21 protein-coding genes are annotated in these 17997 nt (G+C 38.6%); 15 read left to right on the plus strand and 6 right to left on the minus strand.

Annotation, left to right across the window (positions count from 1 at the left end):
* Positions 1 to 2 precede the first annotated feature (2 nt).
* A complete protein-coding gene (glnA, locus tag MLE14_RS01620; RefSeq protein ID WP_243296512.1) occupies positions 3 to 1337 on the plus strand; it encodes a type I glutamate--ammonia ligase in 1335 nt (444 codons plus the stop codon).
* A 129-nt stretch (positions 1338 to 1466) separates the two neighbouring features.
* Here glnA and MLE14_RS01625 read toward each other — a convergent pair whose 3' ends face one another.
* Together MLE14_RS01625 and lexA are read right to left on the minus strand one after the other, a co-directional pair.
* A complete protein-coding gene (locus MLE14_RS01625; protein WP_243296513.1) occupies positions 1467 to 1634 on the minus strand; it encodes a hypothetical protein in 168 nt (55 codons plus the stop codon).
* A gap of 597 nt (positions 1635 to 2231) precedes the next feature.
* The gene (gene lexA, locus MLE14_RS01630) at positions 2232 to 2852 is read right to left on the minus strand and encodes a transcriptional repressor LexA (RefSeq protein ID WP_243296514.1); all 621 of its coding nucleotides are present in this window, start codon (positions 2850 to 2852) and stop codon (positions 2232 to 2234) included.
* 163 nt (positions 2853 to 3015) lie between these two features.
* Between lexA and yneA the strand changes: the two genes are divergently transcribed.
* From yneA to MLE14_RS01670, 8 genes are all read left to right on the plus strand, one after another.
* The gene (gene yneA, locus MLE14_RS01635) at positions 3016 to 3336 is read left to right on the plus strand and encodes a cell division suppressor protein YneA (protein WP_243296515.1); all 321 of its coding nucleotides are present in this window, start codon (positions 3016 to 3018) and stop codon (positions 3334 to 3336) included.
* A 3-nt stretch (positions 3337 to 3339) separates the two neighbouring features.
* Entirely contained in the window at positions 3340 to 3999 is a 660-nt protein-coding gene (locus MLE14_RS01640) for a YneB family resolvase-like protein (protein WP_243296516.1), read from the plus strand.
* Between the two features lie 72 nt (positions 4000 to 4071).
* Positions 4072 to 4305, plus strand: coding sequence for a DUF896 domain-containing protein (locus MLE14_RS01645; protein WP_243296517.1), 234 nt, complete (start codon positions 4072 to 4074; stop codon positions 4303 to 4305).
* 210 nt (positions 4306 to 4515) lie between these two features.
* Complete coding sequence (gene tkt / locus MLE14_RS01650) at positions 4516 to 6516, plus strand: transketolase (protein WP_243296573.1); 2001 nt, start codon at positions 4516 to 4518, stop codon at positions 6514 to 6516.
* Positions 6517 to 6664: 148 nt separating this feature from the next.
* The gene (locus MLE14_RS01655) at positions 6665 to 7213 is read left to right on the plus strand and encodes a hypothetical protein (RefSeq protein ID WP_243296518.1); all 549 of its coding nucleotides are present in this window, start codon (positions 6665 to 6667) and stop codon (positions 7211 to 7213) included.
* Between the two features lie 126 nt (positions 7214 to 7339).
* Positions 7340 to 8287 carry a cell wall-binding repeat-containing protein gene (locus MLE14_RS01660; RefSeq protein WP_313897722.1) on the plus strand — a complete coding sequence of 316 codons (948 nt, stop codon included), beginning with the start codon at positions 7340 to 7342 and terminating at the stop codon, positions 8285 to 8287.
* 356 nt (positions 8288 to 8643) lie between these two features.
* Positions 8644 to 8997 (plus strand): PadR family transcriptional regulator, encoded by a 354-nt coding sequence (locus MLE14_RS01665; RefSeq protein ID WP_243296520.1) that lies wholly within the window; start codon positions 8644 to 8646, stop codon positions 8995 to 8997.
* The gene (locus tag MLE14_RS01670) at positions 8987 to 9712 is read left to right on the plus strand and encodes a pentapeptide repeat-containing protein (protein WP_243296521.1); all 726 of its coding nucleotides are present in this window, start codon (positions 8987 to 8989) and stop codon (positions 9710 to 9712) included. The genes MLE14_RS01665 and MLE14_RS01670 overlap by 11 nt, the downstream gene beginning before the upstream one ends.
* A gap of 14 nt (positions 9713 to 9726) precedes the next feature.
* Here the strand turns inward: MLE14_RS01670 and MLE14_RS01675 are convergent, their stop codons facing one another.
* From MLE14_RS01675 to MLE14_RS01685, 3 genes are all read right to left on the minus strand, one after another.
* Positions 9727 to 10173 (minus strand): DUF3888 domain-containing protein, encoded by a 447-nt coding sequence (locus tag MLE14_RS01675; RefSeq protein WP_243296522.1) that lies wholly within the window; start codon positions 10171 to 10173, stop codon positions 9727 to 9729.
* A 202-nt stretch (positions 10174 to 10375) separates the two neighbouring features.
* Complete coding sequence (locus MLE14_RS01680) at positions 10376 to 10843, minus strand: DinB family protein (RefSeq protein ID WP_243296523.1); 468 nt, start codon at positions 10841 to 10843, stop codon at positions 10376 to 10378.
* A gap of 25 nt (positions 10844 to 10868) precedes the next feature.
* A complete protein-coding gene (locus tag MLE14_RS01685; RefSeq protein WP_243296524.1) occupies positions 10869 to 11396 on the minus strand; it encodes a DinB family protein in 528 nt (175 codons plus the stop codon).
* Positions 11397 to 11697: 301 nt separating this feature from the next.
* On the opposite strand from MLE14_RS01685, the gene sirA reads away from it, so the two are divergent.
* The 4 genes from sirA (at position 11698) to MLE14_RS01705 (ending at position 16187) form a co-directional block, all read left to right on the plus strand.
* Entirely contained in the window at positions 11698 to 12138 is a 441-nt protein-coding gene (sirA, locus tag MLE14_RS01690; RefSeq protein ID WP_243296525.1) for a sporulation inhibitor of replication protein SirA, read from the plus strand.
* An 88-nt stretch (positions 12139 to 12226) separates the two neighbouring features.
* A complete protein-coding gene (locus MLE14_RS01695; protein WP_097160509.1) occupies positions 12227 to 12445 on the plus strand; it encodes a YneF family protein in 219 nt (72 codons plus the stop codon).
* A gap of 170 nt (positions 12446 to 12615) precedes the next feature.
* Positions 12616 to 14364, plus strand: a complete 1749-nt coding sequence (locus MLE14_RS01700) for an ABC transporter transmembrane domain-containing protein (protein ID WP_243296526.1) — start codon at positions 12616 to 12618, stop codon at positions 14362 to 14364.
* A 2-nt stretch (positions 14365 to 14366) separates the two neighbouring features.
* The gene (locus tag MLE14_RS01705) at positions 14367 to 16187 is read left to right on the plus strand and encodes an ABC transporter ATP-binding protein (protein ID WP_243296527.1); all 1821 of its coding nucleotides are present in this window, start codon (positions 14367 to 14369) and stop codon (positions 16185 to 16187) included.
* Positions 16188 to 16248: 61 nt separating this feature from the next.
* Here the strand turns inward: MLE14_RS01705 and MLE14_RS01710 are convergent, their stop codons facing one another.
* Positions 16249 to 16467, minus strand: a complete 219-nt coding sequence (locus tag MLE14_RS01710; RefSeq protein ID WP_243296528.1) for an aspartyl-phosphate phosphatase Spo0E family protein — start codon at positions 16465 to 16467, stop codon at positions 16249 to 16251.
* 244 nt (positions 16468 to 16711) lie between these two features.
* On the opposite strand from MLE14_RS01710, the gene MLE14_RS01715 reads away from it, so the two are divergent.
* The gene (locus MLE14_RS01715; protein WP_243296529.1) at positions 16712 to 17419 is read left to right on the plus strand and encodes a cytochrome c biogenesis CcdA family protein; all 708 of its coding nucleotides are present in this window, start codon (positions 16712 to 16714) and stop codon (positions 17417 to 17419) included.
* A 118-nt stretch (positions 17420 to 17537) separates the two neighbouring features.
* Positions 17538 to 17915, plus strand: a complete 378-nt coding sequence (locus MLE14_RS01720; protein WP_243296530.1) for a response regulator — start codon at positions 17538 to 17540, stop codon at positions 17913 to 17915.
* Positions 17916 to 17997 lie beyond the last annotated feature (82 nt).

A 17997-nucleotide genomic window follows, 5' to 3' on the forward strand; every position in this document is an offset into this window, starting at 1 on the left:
GAATGGGTAAGTATTCAAGAGAAGACATTAAAAAATTTGCCAAAGAAGAAAACGTAAAATTTATCAGGCTTCAATTTACGGACATTCTTGGAACGATTAAGAACGTTGAAATTCCTATCAGCCAATTAGATAAAGCATTAGATAACAAAATGATGTTTGATGGTTCTTCTATCGAAGGATTTGTTCGTATTGAAGAATCTGATATGTACCTATATCCGGATCTAGACACTTGGGTTATTTTCCCTTGGACTGCTGAAAAAGGTAAAGTAGCACGTTTGATTTGTGACATTTACAATCCAGACGGAACTCCATTTGCTGGTGACCCTCGAAATAACTTAAGAAGAGTGCTAGCTGAAATGGAAGAGCTAGGGTTTACTGATTTCAACCTTGGACCAGAGCCAGAATTCTTCCTATTTAAATTGGATGAAAAAGGCGAACCAACTCTTGATTTGAACGATAATGGCGGATACTTTGACCTTGCTCCAACAGACCTTGGTGAAAACTGCCGTCGTGATATCGTTCTTGAGCTTGAAGAAATGGGCTTTGAAGTCGAAGCATCTCACCATGAGGTAGCCCCAGGACAGCACGAGATTGACTTCAAATATGCAAGTGCTGTTAAAGCTTGTGATGATATCCAAACATTCAAGCTTGTCGTAAAAACAATTGCCCGTAAGCACGGTTTACATGCAACATTTATGCCAAAACCACTATTCGGTGTTAACGGAAGCGGAATGCACAGCAACCTTTCTTTATTCAGAAATGGTGAAAATGCATTCTATGATCCAAATGGAAAGCTAGAACTAAGTGAAACAGCTTACCAATTCATCGCTGGAATTCTTAAGCATGCACCGAACTTTACGGCCATTACCAATCCAACTGTAAACTCCTACAAGCGTTTAGTACCTGGATACGAAGCTCCTGTATACGTAGCATGGTCTGCAAGAAACCGTTCTCCGCTTATGCGTATTCCTGCATCCCGCGGAATGAGCACTCGTGTTGAAGTTCGCAGTGTAGACCCAGCAGCTAACCCATACTTAGCTATGGCTGTATTACTAAAAGCAGGTCTTGATGGAATCAAAAATAAATTACAGGCTCCAGCTCCAATTGACCGCAACATCTATGTTATGACCAAACAAGAGAGAGTAGAAGCTGGAATTATTGACCTTCCATCAACTCTTTATCAAGCTCTTGAAAATCTAAAATCTGACGAAATCATCACTTCAGCTCTCGGTGAGCACATTTTAGATCACTTCATTGAAGCAAAAGAGATTGAATGGGATATGTTCCGCACTCAAGTCCACCCTTGGGAAAGAGAACAATATATGCAAATGTACTAAAAAAAGCAAAACCCTCTATATCACTGGTATGGAGGGTTTGTTATATTTAAAAATAAAAGCCTTGATTAGCTAGTTCATCCTAGTTAACCAAGGCTTTTTAATTTATAAACGCGAAGAGAGGGAAGAAGATTAGAATAATCTCCGCGGATCATTTTCTTTTAAATGAGCCTGATCCTTTTCCTTTCGTCTTCTGTCTGGAATAAACTTTTTATTGGTTTTTTTAATATAAATGTCTAGTAAACCTGCTAATACTAAGATAGCAGCGAATATACCAATTAGAATCCATAGAACAGGCATATGAGTAACCTCCCCTGGTGCAGTTGCAACTATAGCTATTCTATCATTCTTTTAGAAATAGTGTAAGTTTGTTCTGAATGAAAAAGGGTTTAATTTGTATAAGGCTCGGGGATTTGACTCATAGAATCTACTTTTGACTGATAAGAATGGAAAATTGACGTATAGAAACAAGTTTTGACCGATAGACCCGCGGATTTGACTGATAAACCGCGGATTTGACTGATAGACCCGCGGAATTGACCGATAGACCCGCGGAATTGACCGATAGCCCTGCGGAATTGACCGATAGACCCGCGGAATTGACCGATAGACCCGCAGATTTGACCGATAGACCGCGGCATTGACTGATAGACCGCGAAATTGACCGATAGACCGCGGAATTGACCGATAGACCCGCGGAATTGACCGATAGACGGCGGAATTGACTGATAGACCGCGGAATTGACCGATAGACCCGCGGAATTGACCGATAGACCAGATATTAAAATCCATCAAACAAAGACAACGAACCTAAGCCTATAAAACCCCTCAAACAAATAAAAAACCCTACTCATCCGAATACTCTCGGGAATAGGGTTTTTATATAGCGCTTGCTCATTAATGAATATGCCGATAAACACCAATCACTTTACCTAAAATCACAACATTCCGAACAATAATCGGGTCCATTGTGGAATTTTCAGGCTGTAATCGGATAAAATCTTTTTCTTTGAAAAAGCGCTTTACAGTTGCTTCATCGTCCTCCGTCATAGCAACTACAATTTCCCCGTTTTGGGCCGTTTGCTGCTGTCTGACTACGACATAGTCACCATCTAAAATACCAGCTTCAATCATACTGTCGCCCATAACCTCAAGCATAAACACCTGTTCATCGCGCGGTGCAAGTCTTTCCGGTAATGGAAAGTACTCTTCGACATTTTCAATGGCTGTAATCGGGATCCCGGCCGTAACCTTACCGACTATAGGTACATTGCGAACTTCGTTTCTAGGAATATGTTCTTCCTCTAATTCTAGCACTTCTATCGCTCTTGGCTTGGTAGGGTCTCTGCGAATGAGGCCTTTGCTCTCAAGCCGGGCTAAGTGACCGTGAACTGTTGAACTTGAAGCTAGTCCGACAGCTTCTCCAATTTCTCTTACAGACGGAGGATATCCTTTGCTTTTCACTTCATCCTTTATAAAATTCAGAATATCTTGCTGCCTCTTAGAAAGTTTTGTCATTTTTACCGCACCTCGTCTAGCAATTCTTGGAACAATTATAGCATGACTCATATAAATATACAAACATAAGTTCGAATTTTTTCTTGACTAAAACGTATGTTCGTATTATCATAAAAACGAACATACATTCCGAACGAATATTCGTATAAAGGAGAAATTGAAAATGAGTACATTTATAAAGAAAAATTCGTACACCATTCTTTTCTTAGTCGTCGCTTGGCTTCTAGCATTTGCTTACATACAATTAACTACAGACTCTACTACTGATCAATATAAAACTATCACTATTTCATCAGGCGACACTTTATGGGAGATTGCCTTAGAGCATCAACAAGAAGCGGGCTATTCTATCCCAGACTTTATAGCCTGGGTTGAAGAACAGAATCAAATTACAGGCCGTGATATTAGGCCAGGAGACCAAATTATCATTCCAATTGAAAATGTCGTTAACGACCCTCAATATTTTGCATCATCAGGAGAATAATAAATGCTTGAAGCGATCATTTACTGCCGGGTCAGTACAACCAAAGATTCACAGGAGACTTCTCTTGAACGTCAGGAGCAGGAATTAGTCCAATGGGCCAAGCATAATGGAGCTCAAATTGTCGAAATTATAAAGGAACAGCAGAGCGGTTATGAAATCGAACGGGAAGGGATATTCCGAATTCTTGAATTGATTAAGTCAGGCAAGGCAAATTCTGTATTTATTCAGGACGAAACCAGGATCGGCAGAGGTAATGCCAGAATTGTCTTACTGCATTTTTTAATAAAAGAGAATGCTAAAATATTTTCACTCCATCAGGGTGGAGAATTAGAATTATCGGAAGGGGACACCTTAGTCCTTCAAATTATTTCTTTAGTGGAAGAGTATCAAAGAAAATTAAGAAATATGAAAATCAGCAGAGGGATGCGGCGGGCATTGGATAAAGGCTTTGACCCCAGCCGAAATTTAAAAAATGTAAATCAGGCAGCAGGCAGAGATAAAATCGAAGTTCCAATCGGCGAAATTATCAGATTAAGACAACACAAATTAACCTTTCAAGAAATCGCCGCTACGTTGCGGGGACTCGGTTACGATGTGTCGAAAGCAACCGTGCATCGCAGATATAAGGAATACGAACAATCAAAAGACCACACATCACAATAGTTGAAATCCAAAAGGACATCTAGTATCATGGGGAAAGATTGCTCGGGAAGCTTAAGTAAAGGAGCGATAACCATGCTGCCAGCAAAAAAATTAAAACGAATCAATGAGCTCGCAAAAAAAGCTAAAAAAGAAGGTTTAACAGAATCAGAGGCAAAAGAACAGACTGCACTTCGTAAAGAATACCTCCAAGTATTTCGTTCATCTATGTTAAATACGTTGGAGTCTGTCACCATTGTAGACCCAAAAGGAAATGATGTGACACCTTCAAAATTAGTCGAGAGAAAAAATCGTAAAAAACTGCATTAGGCAAAAAGAGGGATACAGCATAAAATTGTATCCCTTTTTTAACTGGATTTTTTGTGCTTTAAAGTATAAAATTTTAGCCATAGAAAAATATTGGTATTCTCTTAAACAAATGCCTATACATCCCAGAATTTGTACATACTCCTTGCCAACCTTAGGAAAACTTTAGTTATGATAGCGAATGTGGAAAAAGTGATGAAAGGAATGTTTCTAATGTTTAATGAAAAGGATCAGCTCGCGGTAAATACAATACGAACTCTATCAATCGATGCGGTTGAAAAGGCAAATTCAGGGCATCCAGGTATGCCGATGGGTGCCGCTCCAATGGCTTATACGCTATGGACACGCTTTATGAATCACAACCCGGAGAATCCTTCCTGGTTTAATAGAGACCGATTTGTTCTTTCCGCAGGACACGGATCTATGCTGCTCTATAGCTTATTGCATCTATCCGGATATGATTTAACGCTCGATGATATTAAAAATTTCCGTCAGTGGGGCAGCCGCACACCTGGACATCCAGAATACAAACACACCCCTGGCGTTGAAGCTACGACAGGCCCATTAGGACAAGGGATTGGGATGGCTGTCGGAATGGCAATGGCTGAAAGACATTTAGCTGCAACCTATAATAAAGAAGACCTTAATCTGATTGATCATTATACATATGCCATCTGCGGAGATGGTGATTTAATGGAGGGAGTAGCTGCTGAAGCTGTCTCTCTTGCCGGACATTTAAAGCTTGGCCGCTTAATTGTTCTTTACGATTCCAATGACATTTCATTAGATGGAGACTTAAATAAATCATTTTCTGAGAACATTCAAAAACGCTTTGAATCCTATGGATGGCATTATCTTCGTGTCAATGACGGAACAGACTTAGAAGAAATTGCAAAAGCCATTGAAGAGGCTAAAGCTGAGCTTTCAGCACCAACACTAATCGAAGTCAAAACCGTGATTGGCTTTGGTGCTCCAAGTAAAGCTGGCACATCTGGTGCTCACGGTGCTCCTTTAGGAAGAGAAGAGCTGATTAAGACGAAGCAAGCATATAAATGGGATTTTGAGTCAGATTTCCACGTCCCTGAAGAAGTGTATGAATTGTTTAAATCCAGTGTTTTAGAAAAAGGAAAGCAGGAGGAAGAAAAGTGGAACCAATTGTTCCAGACCTATGCTTCTAAATATCCGGAATTAGCGAATCAGCTTCAAAAGGCTATCAATCAAGAATTGCCAGATAATTGGGATCAAGAACTTCCTGAATATGAGGTTGGAAAAGGCAAGGCAACCCGCGCATCTTCAGGAGAAGTTTTAAATGCCCTTGCGCAAAATGTCCCTTATATTTTTGGCGGATCTGCTGACTTAGCCGGTTCTAATAAAACGATGATTAAAGGCTCAGATGATTTCAGTGCCGAAAGCTATCAGGGCCGGAATATTTGGTTTGGTGTCCGTGAGTTTGCAATGGCTGCTGCTCTCAATGGGATGGCCTTGCATGGAGGACTGCGCGTATTCGGAGGGACCTTCTTTGTATTCTCTGATTACCTCCGACCTGCCATTCGCTTATCTGCATTAATGGGGGTGCCAGTCACTTATGTGTTAACACACGATAGTATTGCAGTCGGTGAAGACGGGCCAACTCATGAGCCTGTTGAGCAATTGCCATCACTTCGGGCTATGCCAAATCTATCTGTAATCAGGCCTGCAGATGCCAATGAAGTCAAAGCTGCCTGGAAAATAGCAATATCTTCAAAAGAACGGCCAACCTTATTAGTGCTGTCACGTCAGGACTTACCGACCTTGGAAAATACCGCGTCTCTTGCAGACGAAGGTGTAGCAAAGGGGGCATATATCGTTTCTCCTGCGGAAAAAGAAGTGCCAGATGTTTTATTACTGGCCACCGGAAGTGAAGTGAGTCTCGCAGTAGAAGCACAAGCAGCTCTTCGCAAGGACGGAATCGAAGCTTCTGTCGTCAGTATGCCTGCTTGGGACCGATTTGAAGAACAGTCAGCATCCTATAAAGAAGCTGTGCTGCCAAAGGCTGTTAAAAAGCGGCTTGCGATTGAAATGGCTTCACCACTTGGCTGGGACCGATACGTAGGGGATGAAGGAGAAATCCTTGGTATTCACCAATTCGGTGCATCGGCTCCTGGTGAAATAGTCGTTAAAGAATACGGTTTTACGGTTGAAAATGTAGTTTCTAAAGTGAAGGCTATGTTTTAATAAATGGTAAAGTGCATTCTTCCGCACATGGGAGGATGCACTTTTTTATTTTTTATTCATGGTCATTAAACTTTGAAACTTTTTTTCTTTTGCAAAGTCTTATTTAATGTAAAAAATTTATCTCAAAGGGGAAGAAAGGGAGTGTTTTGTGGGTAAACAAACAGGAAAGATTTTAATAAGCTTGGTTTTCTTATCTGCCCTACTTTTTTCTTATTTTGTTCCTTCAGAAGAGAAGGCAAATGCTTCCGTGAAGGCAGATGTTCAGTTTAAAGGGAAAATCCTGCGAGATGTGGAAACCCATTATTATAAATTTACAACAGTCGCAGAAGGAACTATAGAAGTTACTTGGGGGCAAGACACATTGGGGTCTGATTTTATCATTACTGATAAACATTGGTCTAAGATTTATTGGTTAGGCGATGTTTTGCCTAAAGGTGATTATTTTTTTGTGGTCAGCACCAATCCTGTGGAATCACCTGATGACCCAAGTATAGTAAGCTATGATTTTACTCTAAGTGGTTTGCCGTTTAAGAAACTTCCCGATGCTACATTACCGCAATTACATGTCACTAGTCCTCAAAAGAATGTCAATCGTCTTCCTGCAGGAGACCAAACGGTAACCATCGAGGGCAGTTCAAATGCGAAAGAGGTTCGATTCGGAATCTTTGGTCCCGATCTGCCTGCTGAAATCATCTAAAGCCCATTTAAACAAACGCTTTATTTTACCGATGCTAGTCCGACTCACAGTGCCTACTGTATAACAGCAATTAATGAATCAGGAAATCGTATAAATCGAAATTATGAGTTCATCCACCCGCATATAATCCGGGTCGAAGGAAAGAACATGTATGAAGTATCGGCAAATGCTGCGGCTGAATATGCAAAATATCCAGTCAATGATGAGCCAGAAAAAATCGATACTGTTTTTCTAGCAAATGGAGATGACCCTTCCTATTCTCTGTCAGTCACACCATTGGCCAAAATTCACAATGCCCCAATACTTCTTACCACCAGACATCACTTGCCTAAAAGTATCATGAAACAAATTCGTGCACTAAAGCCAACAACCGTCGTTCTTCTAGGGAGTCCAAAAGTCATTTCACCCAAGATTGTAAAAGAACTTAGATTACTCGGAATTAAAGAGATTAAGCGTATCAATGGAAATGACCCGATTAGCCTATCAGAACAAGCGGCTAAGAAAATTGATGAAAATGGCCAAGGTTTTATTGATACAGCAATCATTGCAAGTTCCAGCTCCAGTGAAAATCTGATAACTGCATCAGCGGCAGCAGCTGTTTTGCAGTACCCAATTCTTCTAGTAGAAAAAGACAATATTCCCAATAAAATTAAAACATTCATAAAAAACCATCCAAATTATAAAAGGTTTATCATCATCGGAAATGAAAGTTCTATCTCAAAGGAAGTCGAAGATACCATCCGTTCATATAATAAAGAAATCCAGATTGACCGGATTTCCGGGAAAGATGTCTATGAAGTTTCAGCAAACAGCGCAAGGTATTTTGGTTTTGGGATTACCAATATGGCGATTGTGAACGGTGACGGGATTGATGCCGTCATTGGGAGTTCAATAGTGTCAAAACTTGGCGGCACTGTCTTGCTCACGCCACCAGACAAATTACACAGCAGCATTAAAGCCTACCTTGATGAGCAGGTTGCAAAATCCGCTGATATGCTTCAAGTTTATATGATTGGAGATCCATCAAGGATATCCGATCAAGTATATAAACAAATTAGGAGTTATTTGAAATAGCTGTTTGCAAACCCCTGTGTTTAATAAAGAATACAGGAGGAAAAGTGGTACCAATGGTTCAAAATTATTCTTCAAAAGTGCATTCTTTCGAACTTGGAAGGATGCACTTTTTTTACGTTATAGTCAAGTTGTGAGTTATTTTAGCGTTAAAGTATTTCAATGACAATAGTAAAAAAATTATCATAATACCTTGACAGTCACAGTAATGTGATTTATATTGTACTTATAAGAATTGATCAGCGGTGTGTTATAAAACACTGTATCTTCATGGCTATGTAGAACTCGGATTCCTCAATTGTAAAGAAGTGAATGAACATATGTCATAGTATTAATTATTGTACAAAGGAGGTGTTTAGATGACTGAAAATAAAATGTCCTCCGATTTACTCAGAGGACATACAGATACTATAATTTTGAATTTGTTAATGACCGGAGATAATTATGGGTATGAAATCTCCAAATTAGTACTAGTAAATTCTAATCATGATTATGAACTGAAAGAGGCTACCATGTATTCAAGTCTGAAGAGGCTTGAAAAGGATGGCAATATAGTTTCCTATTGGGGAGATGAAACTCATGGAGGAAGAAGGAAATATTATAGGATAACAGAAAAAGGGAAAAATACGTACTTCGAAAATAAAAAAAATTGGGAATATGCAAAACGTATTTTAGATCAATTATTAGGAAAAGGTGATACTGATGAAAAATAAATTAATCAAACATATAGATGGTTTGTTTTTGCCATACGACGATTCACATGCAGTTAGAGAGTTAAAAGAAGAATTGTATACGAATTTGCAAGAGAGATTAAAAGATTTAAAAGAACAGGGTTATGATGATGAAACGGCTTATAGTATGACGATTAATTCCATTGGAGATATATCAGAATTAGTGGAAAATGTTGCAGAAACGCGAATTGATTCCCAGCAACACCCAAGGGCTAGGGATTTTTCAAAAATGGATCTTAGGAATTCAGATTTTAAAGGAGTAAGTTTACCAAAAGCTGAGTTTAGCAAAAGCGTGCTGGGAGGTTCTGATTTTACCGGTGCAGATTTGTCGAACAGCTCCTTTAAATCCTGCGATTTAAGAAATGTAAGCTTTGATGGTGCAAATCTCTCAGGAGCTAAATTATCGAAGACAGATTTATCAAAAACAAGTTTTAAAAACAGTATGTTAGATAATACGGATTTTAGTTATTCTAATTTATCCGGTGTACAATTTGACAATCAAACATTAAATGGCACTATATTTTATTCTGCAGGATTAAAAGGGGCATCTTTTAAAAATGCCGTATTCCGCAATGTATCTTTTAAGTATGCCTCTGGTTGTAATCTAGTCAATTTCGACGGGGCGACAATGGATAAGGCAACTTATGCTGTATTGAAAAGTCAAAAAGCCAAATTGACGAAAGTCACTATTATTTAAGAATTTGCAGTATATTAATCTTTTTCCGATCGATTTTTTATAATGTGCTTCCAATGCTCGGGAAGTTCATGTGTTAGTAAATGTTGAAATTCAAGTAACCTCGGCCCGCTTGGATCTATATCGAACACTAAACGGTCTTTTTCCACTGAAATATGGGGTCCTACTACGGGTGTAACCTCACGAGTAACTAAAAATTTGAAGGACCGATACCCAAATACTCTATCTGTACTCATAACATTAACCATGTACCCATGTACCATTGGAGAAGAGGTTAGGAATTTCGAGTAATATTGTTCTACCGGTTCATTAATATAAGGGTATAGTAATGTAATGAACATATCATGATAGAGTTCCTCTCTAGATTCTTGAGGCGGCTTCGGCATTGATTCAGCAGAGCCAACTGTATGAATTGTCATATATAGGAAAAGAGATAGTAAAATAGCAGAACGATACTTCTTCATTGGATATCACTCCTAGAAATCAATCACTTCTATGTTTCCCATTAGATTAAAAGACTATGGCAAAAAACAGACTTATTTAGAGAACCAAGTTCTGCTAGAAATTTGAAAAGGGTGAGAAACTATATAATGTCGAAAAAAAACAGGACCCGAATTTTCAATACTTTTGTAAAAAGTATCGAAAACTCGGGATTTTTATATTCGCTTACTGGCTTTGCTGATATGCTTCCTTCACCCGCTCGATTTGTGAAAGATGTCCGCGAATATGCTGAACACGAAATTCTAACAATTCCTTGAAGGTGAAACGACCTGCATCAGGGTACACCCCCACACGTTCGAAATGTTCCGTTTTCAAATGATCGATAATACTCAGCATGTTTGTCCGTAACAATTGGAACAGCAGCAGATGCTGCTTACGGTCCAAATGCTCATACCCTAAATGATTTGTCCATGCATCCTGGTCAACTGAAAACAGCATTGGTTCTTCCTCAGCCAACACTTTTTTCATCCTAGCGGTCGAGACAAGTTCGGAATCGGTTACATGGATGATGATCTGATGAATACTCCATTTGTCTGGTGCTGGCTTAAAATGAAGCTCCTCTTCAGTCAAGCCTTCGATCGCTTTTTGCAGCATTTCGTATCCTCTACTATACTCTTCAATCAACGCGTCCACAGTTATCCTCCCGTTTCTTTGAAAATTATTTTTTATTCAATATCCCTAAGTATTCAATCCACGGCCCAACGTCGATTCTATATCTATTACCCATAACCCGGACGATTTGAGCAATATGCGTTAAATCATGAACGACCCATGTTGAGATTAATTCTCTAACTTTTACCACACCAAAAGCTGGGTGGGAACCCGTCTTTTCAAGGTCTTTCTCGGGGTCAACCAGCTCCATAAGTCTAATTAAATTTTGTGTTCGAAGAGTTTTAAACTCAATCAAACTTTGCTCTATTGATCTTTCTGACTTCCCATTTAAATGTGAAAAACGGTCAAATGGAGGAAATGGCTGACTTTCACCTTCTTGAAGAATATGTTCTAACCTCGGCATCCAATTATTTTTTTCTCCCTCAATCAGGTGCTCAACCACTTCTAAGGGATTCCATGTATATTCACCTTCATTGGATTCAAGCCATCCCTTGGATAAACCAGATAAAAAGTACTCCAATGTTTGCGGTGTACGTTCTAGTACCTCGATTGCTTCTTTTATATCAAAATTCATTTAGTACTCCTCCTTTCGTTCATAACTTATAGCTGGTATTTTGATAAATGGCTCCTTTGTACAATATATGTCTCATATATTTCTCCAACGCTATGAATTTAACCTGTATGAATTTCAAATTTCGTATTTTCTAGCGGGAAACTCTAGTCATTCTGCTAAATGTTAGTGTATTCTAGTAATAGTAAGAAAATTTTGTGTTTTCGACAAAATTAGTGAAAGAAATAAACAAATATCAACATATTTTCAAATTTTCCTCATATAAAATAGAGAAAGACTAAATAAAGGGTGGAGGGAAGTTGGCTTGCGGCAATATGACCTGTACAGAATCGAAAAGTCAGTAGCGATGTATTATTATGGACGGGAGCGGCAATTCTTTGGTTTGTTTAAGGAATACCGCTATTCAGAGGGAAAGTTTAAACAGATTGTAGAAGGCCAAATTAACTACATTACAGAAAATATTCCTATATTACCCTTGCACCAATTATTAAAGGAAGGCTCTAAGCGGATGCAGCCATTTTATAATGAAGGAAATTTATATTGGATCAGAAAAGATGATGAAAGTGAAGAATCAGCCTATATGGAGCTTTTCGAAAAGAAAATTACCATCCACGCAATAGGAGACCACGAAATAGAGAATGTGTTTTTTGAAATACTTAAAAAAATGGATAATTTCTTAGCAATTGATATAGAAAATGAACGTTATGGATGGTTAAAGCCTTGGAGAGAAAGAAAATATATATAATAACTAGCAATTAGGGGTTCACATATTGTATTATCATAGTTGGTTTAGTACACTGTAAGGTAGACAACATGAAGGAGGAAAGCTTTTTATGTGGTGGATGTATACTCTAGTGGGTGTAATCGCTTTACTCGCAGGTGTAGCGCTCGGCTTTTTTATTGCGAGAAAATACATGATGGATTATTTAAAGAAGAACCCACCTATTAATGAACAAATGCTTCGTGTCATGATGACACAAATGGGCATGAAACCATCTCAGAAGAAAATTAACCAAATGATGGCTGCTATGAATAAACAGCAACTAAAATAAACAAACAAAAGGACAAGCACTCATTTAGAGTGCTTTATTTTTTTGCTATTTACAAATACCGAACATTTGTTCTATAATTAAAAGGAAATTATTTTCAATCTTTTTTGTTGCCGGAAATTTTGGTAAACTATTTTGGTATGATTTGGGAAGATAACAGTGGAGGAAAACAAATGAGGGTATTTCTAGATTTGAAATGGTTTTTTAAACAAGAAAGAAAAGCTTATATTTTAGGGATATTTTTCTTATTATTAGTGGCTTGTTTGCAGCTGGTTCCGCCACGGGTTGTGGGCGTCGTAGTAGATGAGATTATTCAAAACGAAATCACGGTTTTCGGTCTTTTATTTTGGATAGGTCTGTTAGTCACAAGCGGTCTCGCCATGTATGGCTTGCGCTACTTATGGAGAATTCAAATTTTCGGGTCTGCAGTAAAGCTAGCCCGACAATTAAGGGAGACTCTTTACACTCACTTCACTAAAATGACCTCCTCGTTTTATCAGCGTAAAAGAGTGGGGGATTTAATGGCCCATGCCACTAATGATCTAAGTGCGATTCAGCAAACGGCCGGTTCAGGGGTCTTAACATTAGTTGACTCACTTGCAACAGGAGGATCTGTCATTCTTGCAATGGGGTTTACAATCAGCTGGAAGCTGACGATTATAGCATTGATTCCATTACCATTTATGGCTTTACTGACAAGCTATTACGGTCATTTATTGCATAAAAAGTTCAGGCTGGCTCAAGAGGCTTTTTCTTCCCTAAATGATAAAACTCAGGAAAGTGTTAATGGGGTCAAGGTGATTAAAACGTTTGGACAGGAAAAAGAAGAAGTCGAGTCATTCAGAAAACAAGCTGAAGATGTTGTACAAAAAAACGTGGCGGTTGCCAAGATTGATGCACTTTTTGATCCAACGATTTCTATTATAATAGGTAGTTCGTATTTTCTAACGATTTTCTTCGGTTCACAATTTGTTATGAATGGTGAAATGTCCATTGGTGATTTAGTCGCTTTCACAACCTATTTAAGCTTATTAATATGGCCAATGCTAGCGTTTGGCTGGCTTTTTAACATTGTTGAGAGAGGGAGAGCGTCTTATCAAAGGGTTAGCAGATTGCTAGAGGAAGTTCCAGAAATCGTTGATTTACCTGGTTCTATTGATGAAACACCTTCTGGAGAAATTGAAATGAATATCGAATCTTTTTCCTATCCTAATGAAACGGTGCGTGCTCTAGAAGGTATCCATTTCACGCTAAGGAAAGGGCAGACATTAGGAATTGTCGGTAAAACAGGTGCAGGTAAAACGACGCTATTAAAATTGTTGCTGCGTGAATTTGAAGGCTATTCTGGTTCAATTATGGTTGGTGGAAGGTCGATTAGAGAATACAGGCTAGAAGCATTGCGCAGGGCATTTGGCTATGTACCCCAAGATCATTTTCTATTTTCCAATACGATCAGCGAAAATATCGCGTTTGCCAAACCGGATGCCACTCCTGAAGACATTCATAATGCAAGCAAAATTGCGAGTATTCACGAAGATATTTTACAATTTCCTGATCAATACGAAACAATCATCGGGGAGCGCGGCGTGTCTTTATCAGGAGGACAAAAACAGCGGATTTCGATTGCACGTGCTATTTTAATGGATCCGGAAGTTTTAATATTAGATGATTCTTTGTCAGCTGTAGATGCCAAGACGGAAGAAGCGATTCTGACAGCTTTAAAGAATAATAGAGAGCAAAAAACAACAATTATAACAGCTCACAGACTAAGTGCAATTCAGCATGCCGACCTTATTATTGTTTTAGATCATGGAAGAATTGTCGAACGCGGCAACCATGAAGCATTAATGAAACAAGGCGGTTGGTATAAAGAAATGTATCTGCGTCAGCAGTTAGAGTCTTTAGTAGAGCATGGAGGATAATGATGGAGACAACACGTTCAATGACCGGTAAAGAACAAAGGGTTGTATTAAAACGGTTAATGACTTATGCGAAGCCGCATTGGAAAAAAATCGTGTTTGCCTTTGGGTTATTGCTGCTCATGACCCTCGGAGATATTTTAGGTCCCATTTTAGTGAAAGTATTCATAGATGACCACCTGACTCCATTTATCTCAGATGGGCAGGCACTGGAAATGAATCCGATTATGGCTTTGGCTGCAGCCTTTATCTCGATTCAATTGATCAATGCGGCAGCAACCTATTTTCAGTTATACCATTTTCAAAAAATAGCTTTGAAAATTGTGCAGGCACTTCGGATCGATGTGTTTGAAAAGGTTCATTCACTCGGTTTAAAGTTTTTTGACAAAACACCAGCCGGAAGTATCGTTTCCCGTGTTACGAACGATACAGAGGCTATTAAAGACATGTTCGTGTCCGTATTAATTTCTTTCGTACAAAGTATCTTCCTGTTAATTGGTGTCTTCACATCCATGTTTATTTTGGATACAAGACTAGGATTCTTTTGTTTATTTACTTTACCTTTGTTCTATTGGATCATGCGGACCTACCGCAAGCACAGTTCAAAGATTTATTCTGAACTAAGAGAAAGACTGAGTCAGCTTAATGCAAAACTAAGTGAATCCCTTCAGGGAATGTCAATCATTCAAATTTTCCGCCAAGAAAAACGGCTTAGAAAAGAATTTGAAGATATTAACAACAAACACTTTGCAGCTGGAGTCAAAAACTTAAAAGTAGATGCATTATTATTACGGCCTGCAATTGACTTAGTGTATATTGCAGCGCTAGTAGTAGTTTTAAGTTATTTTAGTGTGCTATCGATGAATGATCCGATTGAAGTTGGGGTATTATACGCATTTATTACGTATTTAGACCGTTTCTTTGAACCGGTTAACCAAGTCATGAGCCGGTTAACCTTCTTCCAGCAGGCAATTGTAGCCGCTTCAAGAATATTTAAGCTAATGGACGAAACCGAGCAAGCACCTCAACAGAAAGAAGGAAAGCCACATTCCATTACAAGCGGTACGATTCAATTTGAAAATGTGAGCTTTTCCTATGATGGCAAAAGAGATGTTTTAAAAAATATATCTTTCACGGCGAAAGAAGGGGAGACCGTCGCGTTAGTCGGTCATACCGGAAGTGGAAAAAGCTCCATTATTAACCTATTGATGCGCTTTTATGAGTTCGATAGGGGAGACATTAAGATTGACGGGACTTCGATAAAAGAAATCGAGCATAACGAACTGAGAGAAAAGATCGGACTTGTCCTTCAGGATCCTTTTCTGTTTTATGGAACAATCATGGACAATATCAAGCTTCATAAAACAACTATGACAGACGAAGAGGCTATTGAGGCGGCACAGTTTGTTCAGGCCCACGGCTTTATTGAAAAGCTGGAAGATGGATATCAGCATCTTGTCACTGAAAGAGGTTCAACCTTCTCCAGCGGACAGAGGCAGCTGATTGCGTTTGCGAGAACAATCGCCTACAATCCGCAGGTTTTAGTATTAGATGAAGCAACAGCCAACATTGATACAGAGACAGAAGAAGCAATTCAGATTGCTTTGCAGAGGATGAGACAGGGAAGGACAACGATTGCAATTGCTCACAGGCTATCGACAATCCAAGATGCTGAACAGATTCTCGTATTGCATCAAGGTGAAATTGTAGAACGCGGTAACCATCAAGAGCTCCTTGCTCAAAAAGGCTTGTATTATAAAATGTATATTCTGCAAAATGGTTCTGGTGAAGGTCTAGAGGATGCGGTTGCAATAAAAAATCAATAATTTGTAATAAACAAAGATGCTTGGGTCATATAACATGTACCAAGCATCTTTACTATTACTCTTATTTTTTTGCACTATGTTTGTTTTTTAAGGGTTTATCGTATGGTTGTTGGTATATATAGTAGTATTGATTTAATAAAGCATCGAGTTCTTGGCTGTGCTTTACCGTTAAGCTGGAACTAAAGCCCTTTTCGCTGACGATTTGGACCAGTTCTTCACGCTTTTGTTCTATTGCTGCGATGAGAGAGTGATTGACCACGATAAAAACCCTTTCCGTCATTAATTGTAAAATAAGGGAATTAATATATATTCCCTAGTATAAAGCATGTTTATCTTATCTCCAAGCAAAAATATCAAGGAATTGGAAGTAATTTTAAAAATATGTAAATAAACAGTCACAAATTCTACAAATCCATCTCATTAACAAATCGAAATGAAAAGTGTACAATTAAATTTGAATTTTAAACAGCAGTGCTTGTTAAATCTGGGGTTTTAATACCTCTTCCAAAGAGGAGAAAAAACATATGACTGACTTAAACTTATTTTTAGCGTTTGGTGCAGGGTTCTTAAGTTTTATATCTCCTTGCTGCCTTCCATTATATCCAGCCTTTATTTCGTATATAACGGGGATGTCTGTTGCTGAACTGAAAAACGAAAATGGAATGCTGAATCGGAGAAGTATATTACATACATTATTTTTTTTAATTGGGTTTTCTATCATTTTTATCGCGATCGGTTTCGGAACCAGTTTTATCGGGGAATTCTTTTTTACCTATCAAGATTTAATCAGACAAATCGGCGCCATCTTTATCATTCTGTTTGGTTTGATTTTAGTAGGAATTTTTCAGCCTAAATTTTTAATGAAGGATCGCAGATTTGAGTTTAAAAATAAACCAGGCGGATATATCGGTTCTGTACTAATTGGAATGGCCTTTGCTGCTGGTTGGACGCCTTGTTCAGGGCCCATCTTGGGTGCTGTTCTCGTGCTGGCAGCACAAAATCCTAGCAGCGGTGTTGTTTATATGTTTGCTTATGTGCTGGGGTTTGCGATTCCTTTCTTTATTCTTTCCTTTTTTATTGGGAAAATGGCCTGGATTCGACGTAACAATGCCAAGATTATTAAATTTGGCGGATATTTAATGATCTTTATGGGAATAATTCTTTTCTTTGATTGGATGACACAGATCATCAGTATTTTAACTTTAGTAACCGGTGGCTTTACTGGGTTTTAATACTCGAAATTTGTCATACAATCTAAGTTGAATATTTCTAGTACTTTCGATATAGTAGGAAGTAGAGATAATTCAATAGACCTATTCGTGATCGAATTTAGGGGGTCATAGATTCAGTATGGCAAAAATACTAATTGTAGACGATGCAAAGTTTATGAGAATGACCTTAGGGAACATTTTTCAGGAAGCTGGCCACACCATCGTGGGGGATGCTCAAAACGGTAAAGAAGCCATTGATCAATACATAGCAGTTAAGCCTGATTTGGTTACGATGGATATTACAATGCCAGAAATGGACGGAATAGAAGCAGTCAAGAAAATCAAAGAAATTGACCCCAAGGCAAAGATTATCATGTGTTCTGCGATCGGACAATCCAGGCTCGTTCTGGAGGCGATTGAGGCAGGGGCCGTGGATTTTATCGTGAAGCCTTTTGAAAAAGAAAGAGTAATAGAAGCAGTAGAACGTGCCATGCGTCATGAAACTTCGATTTCATGATGTTTTTTTTGTTTACGTTTGGATGCTGTTGAATTTGGCTTTCGGATAATTGAACAAATCAGCACTACCATTGGTAATTTCA

It is taken from the genome of Bacillus litorisediminis (genome assembly GCF_022808645.1).
In the GTDB taxonomy this organism is placed as follows: Bacteria; Bacillota; Bacilli; order Bacillales; family JC228; genus Bacillus_BF; species Bacillus_BF litorisediminis.

Bases quoted from the DNA above. Each gene is read 5' to 3' on its own strand.
- lexA (WP_243296514.1), bottom strand. From the start codon at position 2,852: ATGACAAAACTTTCTAAGAGGCAGCAAGATATTCTGAATTTTATAAAG.
- MLE14_RS01645 (WP_243296517.1), top strand. From the start codon at position 4,072: ATGCTGCCAGCAAAAAAATTAAAACGAATCAATGAGCTCGCAAAAAAA.
- MLE14_RS01705 (WP_243296527.1), top strand. From the start codon at position 14,367: ATGGAGACAACACGTTCAATGACCGGTAAAGAACAAAGGGTTGTATTA.
- MLE14_RS01665 (WP_243296520.1), top strand. From the start codon at position 8,644: ATGACTGAAAATAAAATGTCCTCCGATTTACTCAGAGGACATACAGAT.
- MLE14_RS01625 (WP_243296513.1), bottom strand. From the start codon at position 1,634: ATGCCTGTTCTATGGATTCTAATTGGTATATTCGCTGCTATCTTAGTA.
- MLE14_RS01670 (WP_243296521.1), top strand. From the start codon at position 8,987: ATGAAAAATAAATTAATCAAACATATAGATGGTTTGTTTTTGCCATAC.
- MLE14_RS01700 (WP_243296526.1), top strand. From the start codon at position 12,616: ATGAGGGTATTTCTAGATTTGAAATGGTTTTTTAAACAAGAAAGAAAA.
- yneA (WP_243296515.1), top strand. From the start codon at position 3,016: ATGAGTACATTTATAAAGAAAAATTCGTACACCATTCTTTTCTTAGTC.
- tkt (WP_243296573.1), top strand. From the start codon at position 4,516: ATGTTTAATGAAAAGGATCAGCTCGCGGTAAATACAATACGAACTCTA.
- MLE14_RS01675 (WP_243296522.1), bottom strand. From the start codon at position 10,173: ATGAAGAAGTATCGTTCTGCTATTTTACTATCTCTTTTCCTATATATG.
- MLE14_RS01695 (WP_097160509.1), top strand. From the start codon at position 12,227: ATGTGGTGGATGTATACTCTAGTGGGTGTAATCGCTTTACTCGCAGGT.
- MLE14_RS01685 (WP_243296524.1), bottom strand. From the start codon at position 11,396: ATGAATTTTGATATAAAAGAAGCAATCGAGGTACTAGAACGTACACCG.
- MLE14_RS01720 (WP_243296530.1), top strand. From the start codon at position 17,538: ATGGCAAAAATACTAATTGTAGACGATGCAAAGTTTATGAGAATGACC.
- MLE14_RS01640 (WP_243296516.1), top strand. From the start codon at position 3,340: ATGCTTGAAGCGATCATTTACTGCCGGGTCAGTACAACCAAAGATTCA.
- MLE14_RS01710 (WP_243296528.1), bottom strand. From the start codon at position 16,467: ATGACGGAAAGGGTTTTTATCGTGGTCAATCACTCTCTCATCGCAGCA.
- glnA (WP_243296512.1), top strand. From the start codon at position 3: ATGGGTAAGTATTCAAGAGAAGACATTAAAAAATTTGCCAAAGAAGAA.
- MLE14_RS01715 (WP_243296529.1), top strand. From the start codon at position 16,712: ATGACTGACTTAAACTTATTTTTAGCGTTTGGTGCAGGGTTCTTAAGT.